General features: G+C 71.2%; 21 protein-coding genes and 2 pseudogenes. 6 read left to right on the top strand and 17 right to left on the bottom strand.

Translation table 11 applies throughout. The features are described from left to right. Positions 1-74: 74 nt before the first annotated feature. The 6 genes from F8568_RS35485 to F8568_RS35460 form a co-directional block, all read right to left on the bottom strand. The gene (locus tag F8568_RS35485) at positions 75-635 is read right to left on the bottom strand and encodes a GAF domain-containing protein (protein ID WP_151598019.1); all 561 of its coding nucleotides are present in this window, start codon (positions 633-635) and stop codon (positions 75-77) included. Between the two features lie 41 nt (positions 636-676). After that, a complete protein-coding gene (locus F8568_RS35480; protein ID WP_151598018.1) occupies positions 677-1,042 on the bottom strand; it encodes an STAS domain-containing protein in 366 nt (121 codons plus the stop codon). 271 nt (positions 1,043-1,313) lie between these two features. Then, positions 1,314-2,378, bottom strand: coding sequence for an XRE family transcriptional regulator (locus tag F8568_RS35475; protein ID WP_151598017.1), 1,065 nt, complete (start codon positions 2,376-2,378; stop codon positions 1,314-1,316). A 6-nt stretch (positions 2,379-2,384) separates the two neighbouring features. Continuing rightward, positions 2,385-3,026 (bottom strand): hypothetical protein, encoded by a 642-nt coding sequence (locus tag F8568_RS35470; protein WP_328601165.1) that lies wholly within the window; start codon positions 3,024-3,026, stop codon positions 2,385-2,387. A gap of 10 nt (positions 3,027-3,036) precedes the next feature. Beyond that, positions 3,037-3,618: a hypothetical protein gene (locus tag F8568_RS35465; RefSeq protein WP_151598016.1), complete on the bottom strand. Its 582-nt coding sequence runs from the start codon at positions 3,616-3,618 to the stop codon at positions 3,037-3,039. Between the two features lie 72 nt (positions 3,619-3,690). Then, on the bottom strand, positions 3,691-3,996 hold the full coding sequence (locus F8568_RS35460; RefSeq protein ID WP_151598015.1) for a hypothetical protein: 306 nt from the start codon (positions 3,994-3,996) through the stop codon (positions 3,691-3,693). A 310-nt stretch (positions 3,997-4,306) separates the two neighbouring features. Here F8568_RS35460 and F8568_RS35455 point away from each other — a divergent pair. After that, positions 4,307-4,955, top strand: a pseudogene (locus F8568_RS35455) (RibD family protein). A 131-nt stretch (positions 4,956-5,086) separates the two neighbouring features. Here F8568_RS35455 and F8568_RS35450 read toward each other — a convergent pair. The 5 genes from F8568_RS35450 to F8568_RS35430 are packed head-to-tail and all read right to left on the bottom strand — an operon-like array spanning position 5,087 to position 6,713. Then, complete coding sequence (locus tag F8568_RS35450) at positions 5,087-5,269, bottom strand: DUF397 domain-containing protein (protein WP_151598014.1); 183 nt, start codon at positions 5,267-5,269, stop codon at positions 5,087-5,089. Between the two features lie 49 nt (positions 5,270-5,318). Continuing rightward, complete coding sequence (locus F8568_RS35445; protein WP_151598013.1) at positions 5,319-5,501, bottom strand: DUF397 domain-containing protein; 183 nt, start codon at positions 5,499-5,501, stop codon at positions 5,319-5,321. Then, positions 5,498-5,674 (bottom strand): DUF397 domain-containing protein, encoded by a 177-nt coding sequence (locus tag F8568_RS35440; RefSeq protein ID WP_151598012.1) that lies wholly within the window; start codon positions 5,672-5,674, stop codon positions 5,498-5,500. Before F8568_RS35440 ends, F8568_RS35445 begins: the two co-directional genes overlap by 4 nt. Positions 5,675-5,721: 47 nt before the next feature. Further along, the gene (locus tag F8568_RS35435; protein ID WP_151598011.1) at positions 5,722-5,907 is read right to left on the bottom strand and encodes a DUF397 domain-containing protein; all 186 of its coding nucleotides are present in this window, start codon (positions 5,905-5,907) and stop codon (positions 5,722-5,724) included. Continuing rightward, positions 5,904-6,713 (bottom strand): helix-turn-helix domain-containing protein, encoded by an 810-nt coding sequence (locus F8568_RS35430; RefSeq protein ID WP_151598010.1) that lies wholly within the window; start codon positions 6,711-6,713, stop codon positions 5,904-5,906. Before F8568_RS35430 ends, F8568_RS35435 begins: the two co-directional genes overlap by 4 nt. Before the next feature lie 117 nt (positions 6,714-6,830). Here F8568_RS35430 and F8568_RS35425 point away from each other — a divergent pair, with 117 nt between their 5' ends. Further along, positions 6,831-7,592 (top strand): ATP-binding protein, encoded by a 762-nt coding sequence (locus F8568_RS35425; RefSeq protein ID WP_151598009.1) that lies wholly within the window; start codon positions 6,831-6,833, stop codon positions 7,590-7,592. 1 nt (position 7,593) lies between these two features. Here F8568_RS35425 and F8568_RS35420 read toward each other — a convergent pair whose 3' ends face one another. From F8568_RS35420 to F8568_RS51230, 3 genes and pseudogenes are all read right to left on the bottom strand, one after another. After that, positions 7,594-8,508 (bottom strand): HNH endonuclease, encoded by a 915-nt coding sequence (locus F8568_RS35420; RefSeq protein WP_202125718.1) that lies wholly within the window; start codon positions 8,506-8,508, stop codon positions 7,594-7,596. A gap of 502 nt (positions 8,509-9,010) precedes the next feature. After that, positions 9,011-9,220 (bottom strand): DUF397 domain-containing protein, encoded by a 210-nt coding sequence (locus tag F8568_RS35415; RefSeq protein WP_151598008.1) that lies wholly within the window; start codon positions 9,218-9,220, stop codon positions 9,011-9,013. Beyond that, positions 9,217-9,390: pseudogene (locus F8568_RS51230) on the bottom strand (Scr1 family TA system antitoxin-like transcriptional regulator); the annotation flags it as partial. The gene F8568_RS35415 and the pseudogene F8568_RS51230, both read right to left, overlap by 4 nt. 391 nt (positions 9,391-9,781) lie before the next feature. On the opposite strand from F8568_RS51230, the gene F8568_RS35410 reads away from it, so the two are divergent. Genes F8568_RS35410 through F8568_RS35400 form a run of 3 tightly spaced genes read left to right on the top strand, consistent with a single transcriptional unit; the run spans position 9,782 to position 13,479 of the window. Continuing rightward, positions 9,782-12,877: a protein kinase domain-containing protein gene (locus tag F8568_RS35410; protein ID WP_151598007.1), complete on the top strand. Its 3,096-nt coding sequence runs from the start codon at positions 9,782-9,784 to the stop codon at positions 12,875-12,877. After that, positions 12,874-13,332: a WD40 repeat domain-containing protein gene (locus F8568_RS35405; RefSeq protein ID WP_151598006.1), complete on the top strand. Its 459-nt coding sequence runs from the start codon at positions 12,874-12,876 to the stop codon at positions 13,330-13,332. The genes F8568_RS35410 and F8568_RS35405 overlap by 4 nt, the downstream gene beginning before the upstream one ends. A gap of 3 nt (positions 13,333-13,335) precedes the next feature. Continuing rightward, the gene (locus F8568_RS35400) at positions 13,336-13,479 is read left to right on the top strand and encodes a hypothetical protein (RefSeq protein ID WP_160573882.1); all 144 of its coding nucleotides are present in this window, start codon (positions 13,336-13,338) and stop codon (positions 13,477-13,479) included. 4 nt (positions 13,480-13,483) lie between these two features. On the opposite strand, the gene F8568_RS35395 is transcribed toward F8568_RS35400, so the two are convergent. Genes F8568_RS35395 through F8568_RS35385 form a run of 3 tightly spaced genes read right to left on the bottom strand, consistent with a single transcriptional unit; the run spans position 13,484 to position 15,726 of the window. Further along, positions 13,484-14,041: a TetR/AcrR family transcriptional regulator gene (locus F8568_RS35395; protein ID WP_151598005.1), complete on the bottom strand. Its 558-nt coding sequence runs from the start codon at positions 14,039-14,041 to the stop codon at positions 13,484-13,486. An 18-nt stretch (positions 14,042-14,059) separates the two neighbouring features. Beyond that, a complete protein-coding gene (locus F8568_RS35390) occupies positions 14,060-15,226 on the bottom strand; it encodes an acyl-CoA dehydrogenase family protein (RefSeq protein ID WP_151598004.1) in 1,167 nt (388 codons plus the stop codon). Between the two features lie 17 nt (positions 15,227-15,243). Continuing rightward, positions 15,244-15,726: a TetR family transcriptional regulator C-terminal domain-containing protein gene (locus tag F8568_RS35385; RefSeq protein ID WP_202125717.1), complete on the bottom strand. Its 483-nt coding sequence runs from the start codon at positions 15,724-15,726 to the stop codon at positions 15,244-15,246. Between F8568_RS35385 and F8568_RS35380 the strand changes: the two genes are divergently transcribed. Then, positions 15,719-16,243 carry a TIGR03086 family metal-binding protein gene (locus F8568_RS35380; protein ID WP_202125716.1) on the top strand — a complete coding sequence of 175 codons (525 nt, stop codon included), beginning with the start codon at positions 15,719-15,721 and terminating at the stop codon, positions 16,241-16,243. The genes F8568_RS35385 and F8568_RS35380 overlap by 8 nt on opposite strands. The last annotated feature ends 10 nt before the right edge of the window (positions 16,244-16,253 follow it).

Genomic DNA, 16,253 nt, shown 5'->3' with positions numbered 1-16,253 from the left:
CTCCCCGCCGCTGCCCGAATCGCGATATTCGCCGGCCGCCGCGGGAAAGATCGCCCATGGCCGGCGCGGCCGGTTCACGTTCGCGCCCGCCACGGCGGGCGGTGACCGCCGGGCGCCCGCGCGCCGCCGGCGGAGGCACGGCGGTCCTCGGCGAGCTCGACCAGCCGGGCCGCCATGTCGGCGAACAGCAGCAGCCGGCGGGCGGTGCCCGGCCCGAACGGCTGCGCGCCGGGACGCCCGAGGACGGCGAGCACGCCCCGCGTGGTCTCGCCCGTCTCCAGCGGCAGGATCAGGATCGGGCCCGGCGGCAGCCGGGTGAGCGTCCGGTCGTCGACGATCCGCGCCGACAGCGCCCGCCGCGACGCGAACGCCCGGCCGAGCATCGACCGGCCCTGCCGCACCGTCAGCCCGCGGAGCCGCTCGCCGTCCGCGCCGACCGCGACCTCGATCCGGAGCACGGGGCCGTCCTCGACCGGCAGCGCGATGAGCGCCAGCGGGACCCGCGCGAGCGCCCTGGCCTGCGTCGCCACGAGTTCCAGCAGCTCGGGCAGCGGCGCGCCGTCCAGGACCGCCGCCATCAGCTCGAACGACGCCGCCGACCGCTGCTCGTCCGCCGCGTCCCGCGGTGACCGCACCGGGCCCCACGCACTCGGGAGCGGACCGCTCGCCTCCGCGGTCACGCGGCCGCCGGGCGGGCGCCGAGCGGTTCCGCCGCCTGCCGCACGGTGAACACCCGGTCGAGCCCGGTGACGTGCAGCAGCCGGAGCAGCTGCGGGCGCGGCGCGGCGAGCACGACGGCCCGGCCCGGCCCCACCCGGCGGCGGGCGTCGATGAGCAGCGCCAGCCCGGACGCGTCGCAGAACGCCACGCCCGACAGGTCGATCACCACGTACGGGCCGGTGTCGATCAGCGCCGCGTGCAGCCGTTCCCGCAGGGACGGCGTCGAGGCGATGTCGAGTTCGCCGCTGAGGGCGATGAGGGTGTGCTCGCCGCGCTGCTCGCGGCTCAGCCCGACCTCGGACGAGGCGGTACGGCTGGGCATGTGGATCTCCGATCCGAAGTCTGTGGATGCCGGCTCCCGGTGCCCGGCGTGCCCGGGCGGCGTCGCGCGGCAGTGCGGGCCGCGGCGCGGAAGGCGCCCGTCCGCGGGCGGGAACGGCGGTGTCGCGGCGTCACGTGCGCCGACCTGTCTGGCCTCCTCGGAGGCCGAGTAGCGGGAAACCAGGGGGACGCGGGCTTGGCCGCCCGCATCGAAAACCCCTCGCTCACCCTCACTGTACGCCGCGCACCCGCCGCCCGGCGGGAACCCAGGGTCAGCGGTGCGGGACGAGGAGGTCCAGATCGGCGCGCGTGACGCGGGCGCGTTCGGCGAGCGCGTCGCGGTCCGTGCCCGCCGCAGCGACGACTTCCAGCGCGCGCGTCAGCATCGTCGGCTGCTCCAGCGCGCGCGCAGGGCCCGGCTCCTGCCGCCGCCACCCGCGCGAACTCAGCGTGCCCATCGCGTTCCGGTACACGCCCTCGTCCATCACCCGCAGCGTCCGCGCCCGGTACAGCAGCGCCGCGAGGCTGACGCCCCACTCCGCCTTCAGCGCGCCGAGCCGGTCCCAGTCGGCGGACCGGGGGAGTTCGCCCGCGATGTCCTCGGCCGGCATCAGGAACTCCGCCGCGAACCGGTGCGCCTGGTCCTCGACGATCTTCCCGCCCGGCTCCGCGTCGGCGTGCATCACCAGATGCCCCAGCTCGTGCGCGCCGTCGAACCGGTTCCGCCAGTAGTCGGCCTTCGCCGGGTTGAAGAACACCATCGGGCGCGGATGCAGCCCGACGCTGAACGCGTCCACCCGGTCAGCCGCGTCCGGCAGGACGAGCACCACCACGCCCCGCGCCTCCAGCGTCCGCACCACGTGCGGCACCGGCCCCGGCTCCCCGACCAGCGCCTTCCGCGCGACCCGCGCCGCCTCGACCGGCCCGCCGCCCGCGATCTCGTCCGGCGGCACCGCGTACTCCGGCACGTCCACGACCGGCAGATCGACGAGCTCCTCCAGCGCCGCCACCACGTCCGCCGCGATCCGCCCGTACGCGAGGGCCTGGTCGCGCTCGATCTGGCTGGTCGACCGCAGCGACCGGAAGTGCGCCCCGTCCAGCGACACGCCCCCGGGCCCGCCCCGGAAGAACTCGACCGGCACCCCGAGCGCGATCGCCAGCCGCGACACCACCGCGTCCTCGGGACGCTGCACCCCGGCCTCGTACTGCCCGATCGCCCGCGGCGTGCTCCCCACGGCCTGCGCGAGCTGGTTCTTGCGCAGCCCCCGGAGCCGCCGGGCCAGCGTCAGCCGCTCGCAGTCGAACAGCAGCCGCGCCCCGGCGACCCGTCCGCTCATCGTCCCCTACGCCGTTCCTGTGCTCGTCTCTTCGCGCAGCCGCACGGGCACGTCGGCCTCGTCGTCCCAGAGCGGCATCGTCCGTTCGACGAGCTTACGGCGTGGATCACCTCCCAGCGCGTCGTCCAGCTCCCGGACCCAGTGCCACGCCGTCCCGCCGTCGGCGTTCCACCGGGGACGTCCCAGGAAGAGCTCCATCTCCAGCGGCTCGTCGCTCGCGCTGTGCGCGAGGACCAGCGTCACGACCTCGGGCGTGTCGGCGCCGATCCCGATGTCGAGCGCGAGCTGCCGGTCCTCCGCGTACTCCTGCCGCGCGACGGCCTGCTTGGTGGGGCTGTCCCGGTCCCACCTGATCTTCCGCACCGCCCCGAACTCGTGCCGCTTCAACAGCACCCGGTACTTCCCGTAGCGCCACCCGGGCGACCCGTTCAGATCGTCCCGCACCACCCGGCGGTCCCCGTCGAAGACCCGGTCGATCCAGGACGTCAGCACGTCGAACGCCGTCACCCCGTACGACCGCTCGGTGAACCCGGCCGCCCGGCTCAGCCCGCCGAACACGGCCAGCGTCGCCTCCCGGTGCGCCTCCCGCACGCCGTGCAGGAACCCGCCCGCCCGCAGCTCCCCCCAGACAACCGTCTCCTCGCTCACACCCCGGACCCTAACCGCCGCCACCGACAGAACGTCCGATGGTGAACAGCCGCACCTCCCGCAGCCGCGGCACCGGCCCGGCCCGCCCCTCCCGAACCCACAGCGCCCGGACGGTCGTCAGGACCAGCGTCCGCGCCCCCAGGAAGAACAGCGCCGCCAACGGCAGCTCACCCAGCAACGCCGTCACGACGCTGACCGGGAACTCGCCCGACCCCCACGACAGCATCACGTCGAACCACGCATCGCACACCAGCAGCGTCCCCGTGACGACCTGCCCCAGGATCGCCAGTTGCAGCCGCCGCCACACCGCGAACGCCGTGAACGCGAACGCCGCCGTCAACGCGGCGTCGAACCCGATCCACGCCACGCCCCACTGCCTGGACGTGTAGTGCTGCGGCAACGTGACGCCCAGCAGCACCGTCCACGGAACGAGCCACGCGCAGCACGCCACCAGGAAGAACAGCACCAGCCCCCGCCGCCGCCGGTACCGCGGCTGGTCCAGCGGGTCCTCGTCCGCGAGCGCGATCAACGCCCGCAGCAGCTCGGCCCGCTCCTCGGCCGGCAACCCCCGCAACTCCTCGACCGACACCACACCGAACCACCGCCTCCCGGCCGACGACCCGCCCCCAGCATAGGAAGCCGGCCCCGCGGTGCCTCGGATCCCCTACTTGGCCGCCTTCCGCGTCTTGACCGGCGAGGCCTTCCCCTCGGCGACGAGCCGCTCATGCTGCTGCCACCCCTGCAACCACTTCCACCCGGCCCCGAGCGCCGCCGTGGTCGCCGCCACCATGAACGAGGTCACCTGCGTCTCGTCCAGATGCGCCCCCGGCACCCACTGCGCGACGACCCCCGCCAACCACCCGGCCGCAACGGCGAACACGGGCGTGAACAACGCCACCCCCCGCCCCAACCAGGACCCCTCCGTAACGGGATCCTCGACCCCCTGCACCGGCGCCTCGCCCTCACTCACACCCATCACCATCCCGCTCCAGTAGGACGGCCCACCCGCCCACGCCCCATGCTGATCCGCCGCCACCACAGCCGCCCCCAAAACCCCAAAACCCACAGCGCCAAGTCGCGCCGCGCCGCCCTCCCAAGGCCGCCACACCACGTCAGCAGCAGCACCCGCCGCCGATACGATCAACGTCTCCGCGCCCCGCTGGACGATGAGCAGCTCGGTGCTCTCACGCTTGCGCCGACTCCGGCGAAGACCTCGTCCGTATCGTCGAGCAACTGCTCGACAACGACCCTCGGAGCACCGAACAACTGAACGCCCCTAAGTGCCGCTGTCCTGCGCGGCCTCGGTCGACGGCTACATCGACGAGCGTCTCCTGCTGTCCGACGACGAGGACTTCGACCGCGTCGACGACGTCCGTGCCGGTTGTGACGCCATCCTCGTCGGCGCCAACACCATCCGCCGAGAGAACCCGCGCCTGCTCGTCCGAACCGAGGAGCGCCGTGGCCCGCATCGCCCGCGGTCTGCCCGAAAGCCCGATCAAGGTCACCTTCACCGCCCGCAGTGACCTCGACCCCGACGCCAAGTTCTTCGCCGCCGGCGACGTCGAAAAGATCGTGTACTGCTCAAGCACCGCGGTCGACGGCTGCCACAAGAACCTCGGCGACGTCGCCACCGTCGTGGACGCCGGTGACCCTGTCGACCTCGACACCATGCTCGCGGACCTCTCCGGCCGGGGTGTGCAGCGGCTGATGGTCGAAGGCGGCGGCACCGTCCACACCCAGTTCCTCACCGCAGGGCTGGCCGACGAGCTGCACCTCGTCATCGCGCCGTTCTTCGTCGGCGACTCCGCAGCCCCGCGCTTCGTCGGAACGGGCGAGTTCCCGCACCACCCCGGCAACCGGATGACACTCGAAGAGGTCCGCCCCATCGGCGACGTCATCCTCGCCCGCTACCTCCTCGCCCGCCCCTGACCGTCGAGACAAGAGAGGGTGCCCTCCCGGCGGACGCGGCGACGGCCCCGGCGCGTCGCAGGCAGAGCCGATCGGCTCGAAGAGACTCAGAGCCGACGACGGCCCTGACGCACGTCAGGCGCCCTGGCCCGTCAGTGAGCGTCCTTCAGCCTCCGGACGAGCGCCGCGAACTGCGCGGGTGCCAGGGCGAGATGGCCACCATGAGGATCCTTGCTGTCTCGCATTCTGATGCAGTCGGAGAACGCGGCTACCTCGACGCACTCGCCACCCTGGTTGGTGCTTCTGTTGCTCTTACGCCATGCAAGAGGAGTCATGCGAAGCCCTCCGTCCGCTCCTCGATCAAATGCCGCGACGTGGCGCTCGTCAGGCGAGGCGCTTCAGGCATCGGACGAGCGCTGCGAACTGCTCGGGCGTGAGGGCGAGGTGCCCAGCCTTGCGGTCCTTGCTGTCCCGTACCCCGATGACGCCGGAGAACGCAGCGACCTCGACACACTCGCCGCCCTGCGTCGTGCTCCTGCTGCTCTTCTGCCATGTCGGAGCGGTCATTTGACGTCCTTGAGCCGCTGCAGTACCACGGCGAACTTCGCGGTCGTGAGGATGAGGTGCGACGCATGAGGCTGCTTGCTGTCACGTACCCCGATGGTCTTGCCGAAGCGGGCAACCTCAACACATTCGCCGGAGGTTCCCTGTGTCGATCGACTGCTCTTACGCCATGTCATGGACGTCCTCCATGCGTTGTCGATCAGTCGTCGTTACGTGACGCTCGTCAGACGAGGTTCTTTATCTGCCGGACGAGGGCTGCGAACTGCTCAGGTGCGAGGGTGAGGTGCCCGCTGTCGGGCTGCCTGCTGTCCCGCAGACCGACAGCGTTCGAGAGTGCGGCGACCTCGACGCACTGTGCGCTGGTGCCCTCCGTCGAGTAGCTGCTCTTGCGCCAGGCTGGGGAAGTCACGTCATGGCCTCCATGTACTGCTTGATGAGGGTTCGAGACGAGTCTACGGGTAGCGCCACCGCTCCGATGCGGTCGAATCGTAGCTTGAAGCTTTCCACCTCCGGCACGTCCGCGACCAGGCGTCCCCCGTTCGGCGCCTCGACGAAGGCCACTTCGCCCTCCTTCACTTTTATGATCTTGAATGAGCCGTCCAGGCCCAGGTTCGCGCCTGCCGAGTTAGGGACGATCCGCAGTGTGACGTGCGAAAGCGCCGACATCTCCAAGAGTCTTGCAAGTTGCTCCCGCATGGCTTTCGTGCCGCCCACGGTGACCACCAGAGCGGTTTCGGCGAGCAGTACCCACAGTTCGGGAGGAGTGTCGTTCTCCAGAATGGACTGCCGCTTCAGCCGATCGGCGACTGCCGCCTCGATCTCCTTCTCGCGTCCTGCGGCGAGCAACGCGCCCGCGTAAGCGGGCGTCTGGAGGAGGGCAGGGATGAGCTGACCGCTGTACTGCTTCGTGAGTGACGCCCTGCTTTCGAGACCGGTAAAGCTCTTGAACCAGGTCGGATCGTGTCCTTGGCGGGCATACCAGACGAGAAGGGAGAAGTGTCGCCCCGTGTTCCACGCCTCGTCCAGGATGGCAGCCTGCTTCTCGTCGAGCTTCGCCTCGCCGTTCTCGAGTCTGGAAATTGAGGAACGGGCGCAGTTGAGCAGCTTGGCCACGGCGTCCCCGGTCAGGCCGCGCTGCATGCGGTGAAAGCGTAGTGAGTAGGCGATCCAGGCCCACATCGAAGATCGCGGGTCCGGTGGCTCGTTGACGTTCATGATCGTCTTCTTCCTCCCGAAGTTCCAGAACTTCCTGGGAACCGGAAAAGAGTAAGCCGAAGGGCGCACCCTGTGGGTCGGAAGTGAGAAACCTCTGACCTGCGAGGACGGTGCAAAATGGTGCAGACAGTGCAGGCCGGGCAAATATCGATCGGTCACGCGGCCGAAATAGCGCACGGTGGGATGTGCGCATGGCGCCTGCCCTCGGACGCGACGAGCGCGTCCGTCAGCCGATCACTCATCGCCATGGCGCTGAAGACCCTCGGGCTCGACCGCGACGTGATCGACGACGTGGGACTCGCCGCCAGCGAGCTGACCACCAACGCCTACAACCACGGCGCGCAGCCTGACGTCCCCGCCACGTCGTTCCCCCCAGAACTCTGGCTCTGGGCCCGCGCCACGCCCTCGCCGCAACTCGTGGTGTCGGTGTTCGACTCCTGTCGCGACTCGTTCCCAGACACCGCCCCGCACGACCTGCTCGACGAGCACGGCAAGGGCCTGGGCATCGTCGCCATGCTCGCTGCCGCCTGGGGAGCGCACCCCTCGCGTTCGAGACTCGGCGGCGGCCAGCGAGGAAAGGCTGTCTGGTGCGCGTTCCCTCTCCTCGGCGCTTGGCCGAACCCCAAGCTGACGGCCCCGCCCGTCCTCGCGGCCCGCCACCTCGCAGCATCTTTGACCGCTAGGGGCATCCGCGATGTCGAGCATCGACATGGCCGAGGTGTTTCGCTGGTCACCGTCCCAGTGCCTAACGGCAAGATCAACGTTTGGGTGGAGCCGGCTCACCTCGCTTACGCGACGGGAGACGGATCGCGCCGGCGCCGCCCTGTCGCCGACCTCCATGACGTCGCCGAACATCTCACTGCTCACCATGAGCAGTGAATCAGCTCGCGTTGCGGAAGGCCTCGTAACGCTGCTCTATGGCCTCCGAGTTCGGGCGGTCGGCCCGTCGCCGGGGGAGCGTGAGAGTCAGGCCATTCATCTCCTGAAGGCCGTGTTTGAGCATCGGCCCGTCGATCTCTTGGAGTATGTCGGTGCGGACCTGGATTGTCAGGTCGGGGCGTATTCCTAGGATGTTGGCGTCGTACGCGGCGTGGTGAATCTTGCAGAGGGACAGCCCGTTGGAAACGGCCGGCAGGCCTCGGTCGTCCCTGTCGGGGATGATGTGCGCGGCGTCGAGCAGCGAGACATGCCTCAGGCGGCACATCGCGCAACTGGTGTTGTAGGCGCGGATGACTCGCTGCCGGAACACGGGCTGGTGGAGCCGTTGCCTGCTGATCCGTTCGGAGTACCTGCGCTCCAGGGGAGTCAGCGACGTATGGTCGGCCAGCCTCGTCTGCGACTCGTCGAGCGCGACCGCGACCTGTGACTGCTCCGGTTCGTCCGCGACGATCCAGACGGGGTAGAAGGGGAGGTACAGGCCCTGCTGGACGCCAAAGAACCAGATGAGCGGTACTCCGAGCGTGTGAGCCTCCCGTAGGCCTCTGTTGGTGTAGTGCTGCGGGTTGCCTTGGTACTTATACCTGAGAAAGCCGTCCGGGCCGAGGGCGTCCTCGTAGGGGGCGCGTTGTCCATCGGACGTGTACGTCGTCAGCATGGACAGCGCCGCCACCAGATCTTTCGGTTTGCGGATGCCGAGCTGGTTGTCGATGAGCGGAATCCGGCGGCCTTCGAATCGGAAATCGAGGAGTTCGGTGCGCTCGACGACAGGATTGTCGGGCGTGCACCGGCCGTCGAGCCATGCCATGGCAGCGCTGCGCAGGCGTCGGTCGAAGTCCTCGATCTCCAGGTGGCTCATGGAGAACTTCTACTACTTCGTTGCTCACCGCGCCATAGCGATGGCCGGAGACGGCGTCGGCGGTCCGGTACACGCTGGCCCACGCCCAAGTGGTTCGACCCAAAAGTCATCACGGTCTGTTGATGGCGTATGACGGCTTGGCAGACACGTGGCGAGAGGGTGCCCGCGCCCAGGTGCCCGTCGCGCATCGGATGAGCAGAGCCGCGCGACTGCAAGCGATGTCCGGCAGGGGCGGCGTCTGTCGCGCCTCGCTCGAGATGGTCTGTTAGCTCCGCGGCATGCACGCGGAGCGGAGGGAATCTTCGGCCTCTTGACCGCGACCACCCGAGGCTCGCGGCTGCCGCGGATGTCGTGGTTCCCCTGGTCATAGGAGGGCCCCGGGTCTTGGTGTCCCTCCATCGTGGCGGGCCGCGCCAGCCCGCCACGACCTGAAGCGTAAGTTCCCTGTGGCCCTAGCGCTTCCATGGGGCTGCAGGGGTGCGTGGCTTCCCTGGCCGGCCTCTCAGGCAGAAGCGATCTTGATGGTGGTCAGCAGCGAGGTCCAGGCATTGGGGGAGACGGCAAGGACTGGGCCTTGAGGGTCCTTGGAGTCGCGAATCAGCCGTGTGGGGCCCAAGGCAGCGACCTCGATGCAGCTGCCGCCGTTGTTGCTGTAGGTGCTCTTGCGCCACCGCACGGCGGCAAGGTCGGACGTGCTGTATGAGGGGGTCATGTGACTTCCCGGATCCGCTGAGTGATCAGCGCGTGGGACTGATCGGGGTCGAGTGCCTTCGCGCGCAGCTGGTCGAAGATCGTGTGATACCTGGCGACTTGGGGCTTTTCTTCTAAATACAGGGCGCCAGTCTGTGACTCAAGGTAGGCCACGTCATGAATCAGGATCCCGGGGAAACCGAAAACTCAGCCCGTACGTGGGCTACACGGTTTGGCCTGACATCGACCTGCGCTCCGACGCCAACGGAGACCCGGCCCGCAAGTTGTCTTTGGTGTCCCTGAGGAGGGGTCGGGCTGCCGGTGACAGGCTGGCCCCTCAAGGGCTTCTCCGGCGCTGGTGTTTCGTCCGGGCGCCTGACTTGAGCGCCCGGCGGCCTGAAGAAGGCGTGTTCACGGGTGTGGCCGCCTTGGTGTCTACGCGTCCGGTGTGGTGGGTGACGTTACTGAGGGTGGCCGCCAGATCGTCTTTTTCAAATGGGCAGCTTGCCTTGGGGGCGGTGACGTGGGGGCCGGGTGCTGCGGAGTGGGGGCGTCCTGTCGGAGTGGTGGGGCGGTGAGGTGGATGGGGTGGGTCACACTCGGGTGTTGCGATCCAAAAGGACATCGGTGTCTGTATATGCTGGGCCCTCCTGAGGGCGCTGCTGGCGTCCGTGTCTGTGGAGGGGCGTCTTCATGTCCGGGCCGCTGTTGGTTAGTGATCCCCGGCAGTTGGGCGGGTACTGGCTGGCCGGGCGGCTGGGGGCCGGTGGGCAGGGTGTCGTCTACGAGGGGTACGACGCCGGGGGGCGCGCGGGTCGCGGTCAAGGCGCTGCATGTCGACTCGGTCAATGAGGCGCTGCGGAACGGGCTCCGTAAGGAGGTCGCGACGCTGCAGCGGGTGGCGTCGTTCTGCACGGCGCGGATCATCAGCGCGGACCTCGACAGCGTGCCGCCCTACATCGTCAGCGAGTACGTGCCCGGGCCGGACCTCGAGAAGTGGGTGCGGGAGCGGGGGGCGTACGGGCCGGACGAGCTGCACCGGCTGGCGATCGGGATCGCGACGGCGCTGGCGTCGATCCACCGGGCCGGGATCGTCCACCGGGACCTGAAGCCCGCGAACGTGCTGCTGGGGCCGGACGGGCCGCGGGTGATCGACTTCGGGATCGCCAAGACCGAGGAGATGTCGCGTAGCGCGACGGGGATGCTCAAGGGGACGCCGCGGTGGATGGCGCCGGAGTTGTTCCAGGGGAGGCGGGCGACGCCCGCTGTGGGCGTGGGCGCTGGTGGTGCTGTTCGCCGCGACGGGCAGCGCGCCGTTCGACGCCGACACGATGGCGAGCCTGCATCACCAGATCGTGAACGAGCGTCCGAGGACGGACATGCTTCCGACGCCGCTGCGGGGGCGCTGGTGGATGCGGCGCTCAGCCAGGATCCGGAGCGGCGGCCGAGCGCGCAGGACGTGCTGGACGGCCTGCTCAGCGGGGTGACCGGGGACGCGCTGGAGGCGGGGACGAGGGCGGCGGGGGCGGGGGAGCCGCCGTCGTTGACGTTGCCGCCGGCGCTGGGGGACGTCGCGGAGCAGGTGTACCGGCGGCTGGGGTGGGAGGCGCAGCAGGCGGTCCCGCGGGTGCTGCTGAGGATGGTCGCGGCTCCGGCGGACGCGCAGGGGGCGCTGCGTCCGGTGCCGGTGGGCGATCTCGTGGACGGGATCACGAGCGAGCGTGCGCTGCAGGAGATGCTGGACGCGTTCTGCGGCGCGGGGCTGCTGCGGCGGGACGAGGTGACGATCTCGATCGCGACGCCCGCGCTGCTGCGGGCGTGGCCGCGGCTGGCGGACTGGGTGCGGGCGGAGAGCGACGGGCTCGCGGCGCAGCAGGCGCTGGCGGGCGCGGCGCGGTTGTGGAACGCGAACGGGCGCAAGCCGGCCGATCTGCATCAGGGGTCGGCGCTGGACGGGGCGCTGGCGTGGGCGTCGGTCGGGCGGCGGCAGCTCACGTTGAACCTGGTGGAGCGGGCTTTCCTGGACGCGTCGGTGAGGCAGACGCGGGATCGGGCGCGGACGCGGGCGGCCGTCACGACCACGCTGGCGGTGCTGCTGGTCATCGCGTTGTGCGCGGGGGCGGCGGTCGCGGTGCAGAGCCGGGACCTGCGGCAGACGAACGCGACGGTGGCGAACCAGCGGGACACGGCGGTCGGGCGGCAGCTCGCGACGCGGGCCGTGCAGCTGCGCCGGACCGATCCGGTGCTGGCGCGCAGGCTCGCCGTGGCCGCGTCCGCGCTGGCCGGGGACACGTTCGAGACGCGGGACGCGCTGCTGACGCTGACCGAGCAGTGGGAGGAGGGGATGTTCCGGCCGGCGGGGGTCGGGACGGACTGGGCCACGCTGAGTCCCGACAAGGCCGGGCCGTACGCGTGGTGGAAGGGCAACACCGTCGTTCTCGGCAACCCGGACACGAGGAAGGCGCTGACGCTGCGCGTCGCGGGCGCGGCGGTGGCCGGTCTGGGGATGACGCTGGAGGGCAAGCGGCTGCTCACGCTGCAGCAGGACGGCACGCTGGCGCTGTGGGACACCGCGTCCGGGGCGCGGACGGCGCTGCCGTTCAAGCACACGCTCGGCGACGGTCTCTGGTTCAGCCCGCGCGGCACGCTCCTCGTCACGACGCACGGCGGGACGGTGAACGTCCTCGACACGGCCACCGGGCGGGTGCGGTTCACCGCGAAGGAGGAGTTCAGCGTCGCGGGCCCCGTCATCTCGCCGGACGAGAAGACGCTGGTCGGCGCGGTCAAGGACGGCGGCCACTGGCATCTCATCGGGCGGGACCTCACGACCTTCAAGCCGATCAAGGTGCCCGATCAGTTCCGGGACCTCACGCAGGCGTCCCGGATCGCCTTCAGCCCCGACGGGCGCTTCCTCGCGGCCACCGACGCCGGCGGCCTCAAGGACCAGATCACCGTGGTGGACGCCAGGACGGGTGAGCTGCGCACGAGGCTGAAGGCGCCGAAGGGCTCCGACAGCCTCGACACCGACTTCACGTTCAGCCCGGACGGGAACTTCCTCGCGTCCGGCATGGCGCTGTGGAGCACCGAACCCGGCACCTCCGAGCCGCCCTACCTGTTCTACAAGCCGGACGACATGTGCAACACGACCCGGTTCAGCGCGGACGGAAAGAGCCTGCGCTGCGTGGACTCCCAGGGGCGCGTCCAGTCCATCGACGTCTCGGTGTTCGTGCATCCGGTGCAGGTGTCGCGGCCGTACGGGGACTCGGCGATCAGCCTGGACGGGTCGACGCTGGCCACCACGGACCCGCCGCCGTCCAACGGCGTCCAGATCTGGGACACCGCGAAGCGGACACGCCTCGCGACGATCCCGACCGTGTACTCCAACGGCTACGGCGGCGACCGGATGGCGCTGTCGCGGGACGCGCGGCTGCTCGCGCTGTTCCGGCAGGACCGGACGGTCGAGATCTGGGACGTCCGGTCCCGCACGAAGCGGGCCGCCATCGACCTCGGCCCGGCGCCGCGGCCGCTGTCGCGGGCGCTGCCGTCCTTCTCGCCGGACGGCAAGGCCATCGCCACCGTCACGCTCGGCGGCCCGACGGCCCCGCCGGGCCGACGACGCTGCGGTTCTGGGACACCTCGACGGGACGGCAGCTCGGCCAAGCGCGCGCGGGCGGCGTGACCAGCACGTCGGAGAACGCGACCAACCTGCGGATCGTGTGGAGCGCGGACGGGAAGAGCGTCGTGTCCGCGAACGACCTCGGCGTGGTCGTGTTCCCGTCCGGCCGGACGCTCGCGCCGCCGAACCCGCTCGCGACGACCGTCCAGGCCGCTGACAAGCAGGGGACGCTCGTCACCGTGCAGGACCGCGCGGACCGGCGGTCGCTGGCGTTCTGGAACGTCCGGACGCTCAAGCAGATCGGCACCCCGGTCGCGATGCCGGACGGCAAGTCCCCGATCGCGGCGCTGTCGCCGGACGGACGGCTGCTCGCCACCGCCGACGTCAAGGGCAAGATCGACCTGTGGGACGTGCAGGGTCAGCGGCGGCTCGGGCTGCCGCTCACCGGGCACACCTCGAGTTCGGTCGACGCGACGATCGAGTCGCTGGCGTTCGGCCCGGACGGCACCCGGCTCTAAAGCGTGAGCGGCGACGACGGCAAGCTCGTCACCCACACCGTCGCGCCGGACCTGCTGCAGGACGGTCTCTGCGAGCGGGTCGGGTCGCTGTCGCGGAGCGAGTGGAAGCAGTACGTGCAGGACATCCCGTACGAGAAGACCTGCTGAGGCATCAGGCCGGCGGCCGGCTCAGCAGGATGTCGAGCATGCGGTCGCCGGGGTCGGTCCCGGCGGCGGCGCCCGGCGCACCGGACGGGACGAGGTAGCCGCCGACCCAGGAGCGCAGCATCAGCAGCGCCCGCAGCCGCGCGTCGTCGGCGCCGAACCCGAGGCCCTCCAGGCACGCGGCGATGTGCCCGAGGAGCGCGCGGTCGGCGTGCCGCACCGCCTCCTCGGCGGCCGGGTCGTGCTGCGCCCACAGCCGCATCGCCCGGTCGACCGGCGCGATCTCGCGGCCGAGCGCCTGGATGCGGCGCAGCCGCTCGCGCGGGTCGCCGGTGCTGCCGAGGGCGAGGCCCAGCATCTCGTCGGTCCGCTCGTGCGCCCACCGGTCGAGCAGCGCCCGCATCAGCTCGCCGCGGTCCTTGAAGTGCCAGTAGAAGCTGCCCTTGGTGACGCCGAGCCGGGCGGCGAGCGAGGTGATCGCGACACCGCGCTCGCCGGTGCGCGCGAGTTCCTGGTAGCCGGCCTCCACCCAGTCCCGCCTGGCCATCCTCGTACGGGCCGTCATCGCCCTCCTCGCGCTCCGTTAGACCAGGACCACCGGACCAGGGTCCATGCCCAGCTCGATCCTGCCGTACAGGGCGTACGCCGCGTCCGGGTCGAAGACCACATGGCCGCTGATCGTATTCACATCGCGCTGCGCCCGCTGGAACGGCGAGTCAGCGAACTGGGTGCTCGCCCCGGCCGCGCCGCACAGCTCGTTGACGACGCGCCGGGAGGTGGCGGCGACGTGCGCGGCGACCAGCCGGGTCCGGGCGCGGCGGGGCAGCCCGGCGGCGTCGCCCGCCGCCGTGGCCTCGGTGACGTCGCGCACCGCGTCCTCGAGCAGCAGCCGCGCCGCGGCCAGGTCCGCGGTGGCGGTGGCGAGCCGGATCTGGGCGCTCATCAGGTCGCGCTGCCGCTCGCCGCTGTAGGCCATCCGCCGGCTCCGCATCCGCTCGGCGAACAGCGCGAGCACGCCCTCGGCGACGCCGAGCACGGGCGCCGCGCTGGTCAGCGCGAACACCGGGACGAGCGGGGTCCGGTAGAGCGGCGCCTCATGCACGCGCGACCCGGGTGACCGTCCCTCGGTCAGCGCCGCCATCGGCACGGACCGGTGCGCCGGGACGAAGGCGTCCGCCACCTCGATGTCGTTGCTGCCGGTCCCGCGCATGCCGCTGGTGTGCCAGACGTCGTGGACGGTCACGTCCGCGCGCGGCAGCAGGAACAGCCGCGGCTCGATCGCGCCGTCGACGGTGACGAGGCCCATGACCATGGCGTGGTCGGCGTGCATGGAGCCGCTTCCCCACGACCAGCGTCCGGTGACCCGGTGCCCGCCGTCGACCGGCTCGGCGGTGCCGGTCGGGGCGAGGACGCACGGGATCAGCGCGTACGGCCGCTCCGCCCAGACCTCCTCCTGCGCCTGCTCGGGGAAGAGCGCCACCATCCAGTTGTGCAGCGTGTAGATGACCGACAGCCACCCGGTGGACGCGCAGGCGGCGCCGATCGCGCGGCACGCCGCCGCCATCGGCTCGAACCCGAGTTCCGCGCCGCCGAACCGCTTCGGCACCAGCATGCCGAACAGGCCGGACGCGGCGAGGTCGGCGATGGTGGCGTCGGGCAGGCGGCGCGCGTCCTCGGCCTCGCGGGCCCGCTCGGCGAGCGAGGGCGCCAGCTCCCGCACGCGGCGGACGATCTCGTCTCCATACTCCATGGTATGGAACCATACTCCTAAGTATGTGATTCGGGCAGGCCGGCCGCGTGGCGCATGGCGGCGCGGGCACGCGCCGGGGCGGACGGGTCCTGTAGAAGCTGGATCTCCTGGTTGACCGCCATGGACAGGCCGACCAGGGTCGTCGCGACCTCCTCGGCGGGACGGTGCGGACCCGGCAGCTCGGCCTGGGCGGCGGCGATGTCCGCCGCCAGGGCCCGCCGCTGGGACGCGACGATCTCGCGCAGCCGGTCGCGCAGCGGCCCCGGACGCCCGTCGAGCTCGCACGAGGCGGAGGTGACGAAGCAGCCGCCGGGGAACGGGCAGTCGGCCAGGTAGTCCACCCACCCGTCGATCAGGCGTCCCAGCCGTTCCGCACCGGGCGGCAGGCCCTCCAGCGGTGCGGTGACCGCCGCGCGGAAGACCTCACCGGCATGGTCGAGCGCGGCCATGAGCAGCCGGTCGCGCGTTCCGAACGGGCCGACCAGGCCCGCCTTGCTCATCCCGAGCCACGACGTCGCCCTGATCCCCGACGCCGCGATGAAGGAACCGACGCCCTGTGACGGGTGGACCGTCACCGACCTGCTGCATCACATGAACGAGCGGCACGAGGCCATGGCCCGCACCGCGCTCGCGCCCGTCGAACCGGCCGGCGACCCGCGGGACGACTTCGCCCGCATCGCCGCACGTTGCCACGCCGTGCTGGAACAGGCCGGCGAGACCGTGCACCTGCCGCAGCGGGGCCCGGCACCGACGCGGATGGTGCTGGGCGTCCACACCGTCGACATGCTGGTCCACCGCTGGGACCTGGCACGCGCGCTCGGAACCGCACCCAACGCGCCGTCCCGCCTCACCGACGCCGCGCTGCCGCTCGCCCGCGCCAACACCGCACCCGGCAGCCCGCTCAACGGGCCCGGCGGCGTCTACCGGCCGTCCCTCGCCGAGGATCCGGCCCGGCCGCCGATCGACAACATCGCCGCACTGCTGGGCCGCGACCCGAACTGGGCGCCACCGGCCTGACACGCGGCTC

Origin of the sequence: Actinomadura physcomitrii (assembly GCF_008923205.2) — a bacterium.
Classification (GTDB): domain Bacteria; phylum Actinomycetota; class Actinomycetes; order Streptosporangiales; family Streptosporangiaceae; genus Spirillospora; species Spirillospora physcomitrii.
The sequence above is the reverse complement of the archived record's forward strand: the minus strand, read 5'-3'. Positions and strand labels throughout refer to the sequence as shown.

Coding starts and splice junctions, on each gene's coding strand:
- F8568_RS35480 (WP_151598018.1), bottom strand. CDS start 1,042: ATGCCCAGCCGTACCGCCTCGTCCGAGGTCGGGCTGAGCCGCGAGCAG.
- F8568_RS35475 (WP_151598017.1), bottom strand. CDS start 2,378: ATGAGCGGACGGGTCGCCGGGGCGCGGCTGCTGTTCGACTGCGAGCGG.
- F8568_RS35450 (WP_151598014.1), bottom strand. CDS start 5,269: ATGACTCCTCTTGCATGGCGTAAGAGCAACAGAAGCACCAACCAGGGT.
- F8568_RS35445 (WP_151598013.1), bottom strand. CDS start 5,501: ATGACCGCTCCGACATGGCAGAAGAGCAGCAGGAGCACGACGCAGGGC.
- F8568_RS35440 (WP_151598012.1), bottom strand. CDS start 5,674: ATGACATGGCGTAAGAGCAGTCGATCGACACAGGGAACCTCCGGCGAA.
- F8568_RS35430 (WP_151598010.1), bottom strand. CDS start 6,713: ATGAACGTCAACGAGCCACCGGACCCGCGATCTTCGATGTGGGCCTGG.
- F8568_RS35425 (WP_151598009.1), top strand. CDS start 6,831: ATGGTGCAGACAGTGCAGGCCGGGCAAATATCGATCGGTCACGCGGCC.
- F8568_RS35420 (WP_202125718.1), bottom strand. CDS start 8,508: ATGAGCCACCTGGAGATCGAGGACTTCGACCGACGCCTGCGCAGCGCT.
- F8568_RS35415 (WP_151598008.1), bottom strand. CDS start 9,220: ATGACCCCCTCATACAGCACGTCCGACCTTGCCGCCGTGCGGTGGCGC.
- F8568_RS35410 (WP_151598007.1), top strand. CDS start 9,782: ATGGGGTGGGTCACACTCGGGTGTTGCGATCCAAAAGGACATCGGTGT.
- F8568_RS35395 (WP_151598005.1), bottom strand. CDS start 14,041: ATGACGGCCCGTACGAGGATGGCCAGGCGGGACTGGGTGGAGGCCGGC.
- F8568_RS35390 (WP_151598004.1), bottom strand. CDS start 15,226: ATGGAGTATGGAGACGAGATCGTCCGCCGCGTGCGGGAGCTGGCGCCC.
- F8568_RS35385 (WP_202125717.1), bottom strand. CDS start 15,726: ATGAGCAAGGCGGGCCTGGTCGGCCCGTTCGGAACGCGCGACCGGCTG.